Genomic DNA, 6,745 nt, shown 5'->3' on the forward strand with positions numbered 1-6,745 from the left:
GACTATCTGCGCTACATCACCACCTTGGTGACGCTGTCCGAGGACGGCACGCTCCTGCCGCTCTACCCGATCCTGCCGGGCAGCACGCCGGACGAGACCGAGGCGCCGGCGCTCTCGGGCTATCGCGGCATGGGCCCGGTCCGGGTCGGCAACGCCGCCTGGTTCCAGCGCCAGCACGACGTCTATGGCAGCGTGGTGATGGCGGCCGCCCAGATGTTCTACGACCGCCGCCTGCCGGTGCGGGGCGACCTGGAGCTGTTCCAGCTCCTGGAGCGGCTGGGCGAACAGGCGGCACGGCTGGCGCTGGAGCCGGATGCCGGCATCTGGGAATATCGTGGCCGCGAGCGGGTCCATACCCATTCCGCCCTGATGTGCTGGGTGGCCTGCGCCCGGCTCGCCAAGATCGCGGGCGTGCTGGAACTGCCGGAGCGGGGCGACTACTGGCGCGCCCATGCCGCCCGGATCCGCCGGGCGATCCTGGAGGAGGCGTGGGACGCGGAGCGGCGCACCTTCGTCGAGAGCTTCGGTGGCAAGGACCTGGATGCCGCCCTGCTGCTCATGCACGAGGTGGGCTTTCTGGCCGCCGACGACCCGCGTTTCGTCGACACGGTGGCGGCGATCGAGCGGGAGCTGCGCCGGGGCAACCATGTGTTCCGCTACAAGGCGCCGGACGATTTCGGCGAACCGGAGAACGCCTTCACCGTTTGTACGTTCTGGTTTCTCGATGCGCTGGCGGCGATCGGCCGAAAGGACGAGGCGCGCGCCATCTACGAGGAGCTGATCTCCTGCCGCAACTCGCTGGGGCTCTTGTCCGAGGACGTGAACCCGCTGACCAAGGAGCTCTGGGGGAACATCCCGCAGAGCTACTCGATGGTGGGGCTGATCATTTCAGGCATGCGCCTGTCTAAGACCTGGGAGGAAGCATTTTGGCGCGACTCGTGATCGTCTCCAACCGCGTCAGCGTGCCGACGGGCCGGCGCGTCGAGGCCGGTGGACTGACGGTGGTCCTGCGCGACGGGCTGCGCAGGGCCGACGGGCTGTGGTTCGGCTGGAGCGGCGAGTTCGCCGAGAAGCCCGGTCCCGCCAAGGTGACCAGCCGCGGCCGCATGAGCTATGCGCTGCTCGATCTGAACCAGTCGGACTACAAGGGCTTCTATTACGGCTTCGCCAACGGCTCGCTCTGGCCCCTGTTCCATTACCGGCTGGGCCTGGTCGACTGGAAGGCCGACAGCTACCGGGCCTATCGCAAGGTCAATGCGCAGTTCGCGGCCGAGCTCTTCGCCCTGCTCAAGCCCGGTGACCATGTCTGGGTCCACGACTACCAGCTGATCCCGCTGGGTGAGGAGCTGCGCAAGCTGGGCTTCAAGGGCGCGATCGGCTTCTACCTCCATGTGCCGTTCCCCTCCGGCGACATCGTCGAGGTGCTGCCGGCCCATGCCGAGCTCGGCCAGGCCCTTTTGGCCTATGACCTGATCGGGCTGCAGACCGACCGCTCGCACCATGACCTGCTCGACTTCCTGGAACGCTGGTGCGGTGCCGAACGCGACGGCGACACGCTGATCCACGGGGGTCATCGGATCGCGACCGGGGTCTACCGGGCGGCGATCGACACGGCGGGCTTCGCCAAGGAGGCGGCCGCCTCGTGCCAGACGACGGAAGTGCGCAATCTCGAGGAGTCCCTAGGCGGCCGGACCCTGATGCTGGGCGTGGAGCGCCTGGACTACACCAAGGGCCTGCCGCTGCGCTTTGCCGCCTACGAGCATCTCCTGGCTCATTACGAGGAATGGCTGCACAACGTGGTCATGCTGCAGATCGCCCCGGTCAGCCGGGGCGAGCTGGCCCAGTACCGCGCCCTGCGTTCCGATTTGGAGCGCGCCACCGGGCGCATTGCCGGCCGGTTCGCCTCGCCCGACTGGAATCCGATCCGCTATGTGAACCAGCCGGTGCCGCGCAAGGTGCTGGCGGGCTTCCTGCGGGTCGCCCAGGTAGGCTTGGTGACGCCACTGCGCGACGGCATGAACTTGGTGGCCAAGGAATATGTCGCGGCACAGGACCCGGCCGATCCGGGCGTGCTCGTGCTGTCGCGCTTTGCCGGTGCCGTGGAGGAACTGGGCGAGGGCGCCCTGCTCGTGAACCCGCTGGACATCGAGCACACGGCGCTGGCGATGCGCAACGCGCTGGCGATGTCCAAGGACGAGCGGATCGACCGCTGGCGGCGCTGCATAGAGCCGCTCCAGGCCTGGACCGCGCGCACCTGGTACGACGCGTTCGTCCACAAGCTGGACGAGGTCGCCAAGGCCAAGGGCGAGCTGCCCCACGCGGCCTGAGCGGCCCGGCGCTGCCCGGCCGCTCAGGCGGCCGGGCGGGGCCAGTTGTCCAGGAGGGAGGCGGGGCCCAGGGCGAAGCGCAGCCCGTGGGCCAGGGCGATCGGCACCACCGAGGCATGGTCCTCATGGGCCAGCTCTTCGTAGCGCACCCGGAACGAGGGGCCGGCCAAACCGTCCAGGCGGCGGGCGAACGCCCGGGCACGGTCGACCATGCCGCGCTCGGCACGGCGGCTGGCCATGGCCGAAGCATCCGCCTCCGCCGCCTGCCAGGGGGCCAGGCCCTGTTCCCAGCCGCCGACCGCGACCATGACCCGCAGCTCGCGCGGCGGTGCCGCCGCAAACGCTGCCAGTGCCGCAAAGCCCTGTTCCAGCCGTTCGGGGTCGGCCCAGATCGAAGGGCTGGCCGCGATCCAGCGCTGGAACAGGTCGGGCCTGACCTGCAGCGCGTGCAGCACGAAGCAGCCGGCCAGCGAATGGCCGAACAGCGTGCACTGGTCAGGGTCGATCGGGAAGTGTCGGGCGATGGCCGGCAGCACGTCCTGCTCCAGGCAGCCCAGGAACGGGGCGGCACTGGCTGGCAGGAAGTTGCGTCGGCGCGGATCAGGACCGTCCGGCTCATGCTGCGGCCGGATCCCGGCTATGACCGCCGGGCAAACCCCAGTGGCGCTCGGCCGGTGGCAGGACCGGCGCAGGGCCTCCACGGCCGTAGCGAACAGGTGATCCGCGTCCAGGACCAGGAACAGCGGGTAGCCGCGGGTTGGCGGCGGGCCGGGCGGTGCCGCCAGCAGCAGTTCGTAGCGGTGCTGGCCCGCAGCGGCCGCCACCGTCTGCCGGGACGTGCCGGCCAGGCGGAACACTCCGGGTGGAACGGCGGTGGCGTCGGCGGAGGTGGCTGCGGGCTCGGTCAAGATGGTTTCCCGTTGCGGCAAGTCGCGGCCAAGGCAATGATCCGCAATCATGATCTATAATAAATCAAAACTAGTCTTCCGGATCCGGTCGTCACCTTGACGCGATTGGCTGGTCCATCATGCCGACGTGAGCTTGACATCGCAGTCGTCCCGGGCGCAAAGGCGCGCGAGCATTATGCATTCTCCAGCAACGACATGGAACCGACGCATGCGGGTGGCCCGGGCGGCATGGCAGCTGGCGCTGGCGGTGATGCTGGTGGCATCGCCGCTCTGCGCCCGCGCCGAGCTGGTGATCACCGACGTCACCGGGCGGGAGGTCCGGCTGGACGGGCCGGTGGACCGATTGCTGATCGACGATGCCCGGATGCTGATTGCCCTCTCGCTGCTCGACCCGGATCCGGTGGCGCGGCTGGCGGCGTGGCCGAAGGACGTCCACCGGATCGGCCAGATCGTCTACGACCGCTATCTGGACCGCTTCCCGGCCCTGGCCGACCTGCCGGCCGGCCCGAGCTCGGCTGGGGACTTCTCGACCGAGCTGGTGATCGCGACGGCACCGGACGCCGCGGTGTTCACCGTCGGCACCGGCCCGACCCCTGAGCAGGTGGCGCAGGTCGAGGCCGCCGGCATCCCGGTCGTGTTCATCGACTTCTTCTCCCACCCGCTGCGCAACTTGGCTCCCAGCCTGCGCATCCTGGGCAAGCTGATCGGCCGAGAGCAGGCGGCGGAGGACTTCATCGCATTTCGCGAGGAGCGCCTGGCCGCCATCACCGAGCGGGTGGCGGGCTTGCCCGATGCCGAGCGGCCCAAAGTGTTCGTCGAGGTGCATGCCGGCATGTCCGACGACTGCTGCAGCTCCCCGGGCAAGGGCAATCTCGGCGACTATGTCGAGCTGGCCGGCGGCCACAATGTTGGTGCGGACGTGCTGGACCGGCCGTTCGGCCGCCTCAACCTCGAATATGTCGTCGCCGCGGCACCCGAGGTCTACATCGCCACCGGCGGGCCGCACCTGGAGAAGGCGGGCGGCCTGGTGATCGGGCCGGGCTATACGGCAGCGGAGGCAGAAGCGGCACTGGCCCGCCTGGCGGCCCGGCCGGGCATCGCTCAGCTTCCGGCGGTGGCCGAGGGCCGCGCCCATGCGTTGTCCCACCAGCTCCTGAACTCGCCTTTGGACATCTTGGCGGTCGAGGTGCTGGCCAAATGGATCCAGCCCGAGCTGTTCGCTGACGTCGATCCAGAGGTCACCCAGGAGACCATCAACCGGGAGTTCCTGGCAGTCCCGCAGGACGGGATCTTCTGGGCCGGCCTCCCGTGACCGACTGCTTCGCCTCAAGGACGAAAGGAAACCACATCGTGCCGCGCCTAGCCCTCCTGCGCCGCCAGCTCCTGGCCGCCTCCTTCCTGGGTCTGATGGCCGTCCTGCCCGTTCTGGGCGCAGCGGAGGCAGCACCCGCGGTCGAGCAGAGCCGCAAGATCGCCGACGGGCTCTACCAGGTCGTCCTGAGCGACAGCCAGGACCGGCTCTATGTCGCGAGCGCCGGCCGGCGCGGCGAGAACAATGCCAAGATCCTCGCCCTCGACCCCAAGACCCTGGACACGGTCGGCACGATCGACGTCTCGGCCCAGCCGGCCTTCGGGCTGGGCCTGAACGACCGGACCGGCACGCTGTATGCCACGGCCACCCGCGGCGGCGAGGTCCTGGCGATCGACCTGAAGTCCGGCCAGGTGGTGGCCACGGTGCGCCATGGCGAGAAGGCCCATGTGCGCGAGGCGCTGGTCGATCCGGAGAGCAACAAGGTCTATGTCTCGGTGTTCGGCGGCCGCGACGGCGGGCCGGGTGCGGTCTGGGTGATCGACGGTGCGAAGAACGAGCTGGAGCGGGTGATCGAGAACCCGGGCAGCGGGATCTCCGGCCTGGCCCTCGACCCGGCCAAGGGCATGCTCTACGCCGCCGACATGGTCACGAACGAGGTGGTGCTGATCGACCTGGCCGAGGGTGCGGTGACGGGGAAGTACGCCGCTGGCGGCGAGTCGCCGATCAACCTGGCGATCGACACGGCCGGCCGCAGGCTGTTCGTCGCCAACCAGAAGTCCGGCGACGTCAGCGTGCTGGACATCGAGAACGGCCGGCTGATCACCAGGATCCCCACGGGCGAGGGTGCCCTGGGCCTGGGCTACAACCCGGCCAACCGGCTGCTCTACGTGGGCAACCGCAAGGCCGGCACGGTGTCGGTGGTCGACATCGACAAGCTGGAGGTGATCGCCAGCCTGCCGACCGGCACGCACCCGCAGACCATCGCCATCGATCCCGAGACGAGCGTCGTGTACGTGACCAACAAGGCGAAGTCGGCCGGCCGCGGTAAGCCGCCGATCGACGACCCGAACGGCGACACGGTCTCCATCATCACGCCCTGATCCAGGCGATCGCCGCACCCGCTCCTCGGACGGTCAGGGGCGGGTGCGGGGAGCGGTTTTTCGAGGTTTTCATGGTTCCGGTGCAACAGGTCTGGCCCGAGGAATTCGCGCGGCGCTACCGCGAGCGGGGCTACTGGCGGGGCGAGACGTTCGGCGGGTTCCTGCGGCAGCGGGCGCGCCAACTCCCCGACCGGGTGGCGGTGGTGGGCGGCGCAGATCGCTGGACCTATGCCGAACTGGATCTTCTGGCCGATCGAGTGGCCGCCGGCCTGCGCGCCGCCGGGCTGGAAGCGGGCGACCGGGTGGTCGTGCAGTTGCCGAACGTGGCGGCGTTCTTCCCGCTGGTGTTCGGCATGTTCCGCGCCGGCATCCTGCCAGTGTTCGCGCTGCCCGCACACCGGCAGACCGAGATCGTCCACCTGGCCAGGCGCTCGGAGGCGTGCGGCTACGTGATCGCCGAGCGCCAGGACGGCTTCGACTACCGCACGCTGGCCCGCTCCGTGATGGCCGAGGTCCCGGAGATCCGCCGGGTCGTGGTGGTGGGCGAGCCTGGCGACCTGCCGGGCGCGATGTCCTTCGCGGAGCTGGCGGCAACCCCGCCTGGCGCGCCCCTGCCCGAGCCCAGCCCCGCCTCGGTCGCCTTCATGCAGATCTCGGGCGGCAGCACCGGCCTGTCCAAGCTGATCCCGCGCACCCATGACGACTATATCTACAGCTTCCGCGCCAGCGCCGAGATCTGCCAGCTCGACCCGAACAGCGTGTACCTGACCGTGCTTCCGGTGGCGCACAATTTCCCGATGAGCTCGCCCGGCGTGTTCGGCGTGCTCCATGCCGGCGGGCGGGTGGTGCTGAGCCCGTCGCCCAGCCCGGACGTGGCCTTTCCATTGATCGAGCAGGAGCGGGTCACCATCACTGGGATGGTGCCGCCTCTGGCGCTGCTCTGGCTGCAGGCCGCCACCGGCCGTACGGCCGACCTGTCCAGCCTGAAGCTCCTGCAGGTGGGCGGTGCCAAGCTGGCCCCGGAGATCGCGCGGCGGATCGGGCCGACGCTCGGCGTGCGGCTCCAGCAGGTGTTCGGCATGGCCGAGGGCCTGGTCA

The 6,745-nt window shown here is 69.6% G+C and carries 6 protein-coding genes; 5 read left to right on the forward strand and 1 reads right to left on the reverse strand.

The genetic code is table 11. The features are described 5' to 3' along the window. Window positions 1–942 (forward strand): glycoside hydrolase family 15 protein (locus EQG76_RS14065; protein WP_200840811.1); only part of this gene is annotated, 942 nt, incomplete at its 5' end. Then, window positions 927–2,327, forward strand: a complete 1,401-nt coding sequence (locus EQG76_RS14070; RefSeq protein ID WP_159714486.1) for an alpha,alpha-trehalose-phosphate synthase (UDP-forming) — start codon at window positions 927–929, stop codon at window positions 2,325–2,327. The genes EQG76_RS14065 and EQG76_RS14070, both read left to right, overlap by 16 nt. Window positions 2,328–2,350: 23 nt before the next feature. On the opposite strand, the gene EQG76_RS14075 is transcribed toward EQG76_RS14070, so the two are convergent. Then, a complete protein-coding gene (locus EQG76_RS14075; RefSeq protein WP_159714489.1) occupies window positions 2,351–3,235 on the reverse strand; it encodes an alpha/beta hydrolase in 885 nt (294 codons plus the stop codon). A 208-nt stretch (window positions 3,236–3,443) separates the two neighbouring features. Between EQG76_RS14075 and EQG76_RS14080 the strand changes: the two genes are divergently transcribed. The 3 genes from EQG76_RS14080 to EQG76_RS14090 form a co-directional block, all read left to right on the forward strand. Next, window positions 3,444–4,547 (forward strand): ABC transporter substrate-binding protein, encoded by a 1,104-nt coding sequence (locus EQG76_RS14080; protein WP_200840812.1) that lies wholly within the window; start codon window positions 3,444–3,446, stop codon window positions 4,545–4,547. A gap of 38 nt (window positions 4,548–4,585) precedes the next feature. Next, the gene (locus EQG76_RS14085; RefSeq protein ID WP_159714494.1) at window positions 4,586–5,647 is read left to right on the forward strand and encodes a YncE family protein; all 1,062 of its coding nucleotides are present in this window, start codon (window positions 4,586–4,588) and stop codon (window positions 5,645–5,647) included. A 71-nt stretch (window positions 5,648–5,718) separates the two neighbouring features. Further along, a partial coding sequence (locus tag EQG76_RS14090; RefSeq protein ID WP_159714496.1) for a (2,3-dihydroxybenzoyl)adenylate synthase occupies window positions 5,719–6,745 on the forward strand: 1,027 nt, incomplete at its 3' end.

Origin of the sequence: Geminicoccus flavidas (assembly GCF_009806515.1) — a bacterium.
Taxonomy (GTDB): Bacteria; Pseudomonadota; Alphaproteobacteria; order Geminicoccales; family Geminicoccaceae; genus Geminicoccus; species Geminicoccus flavidus.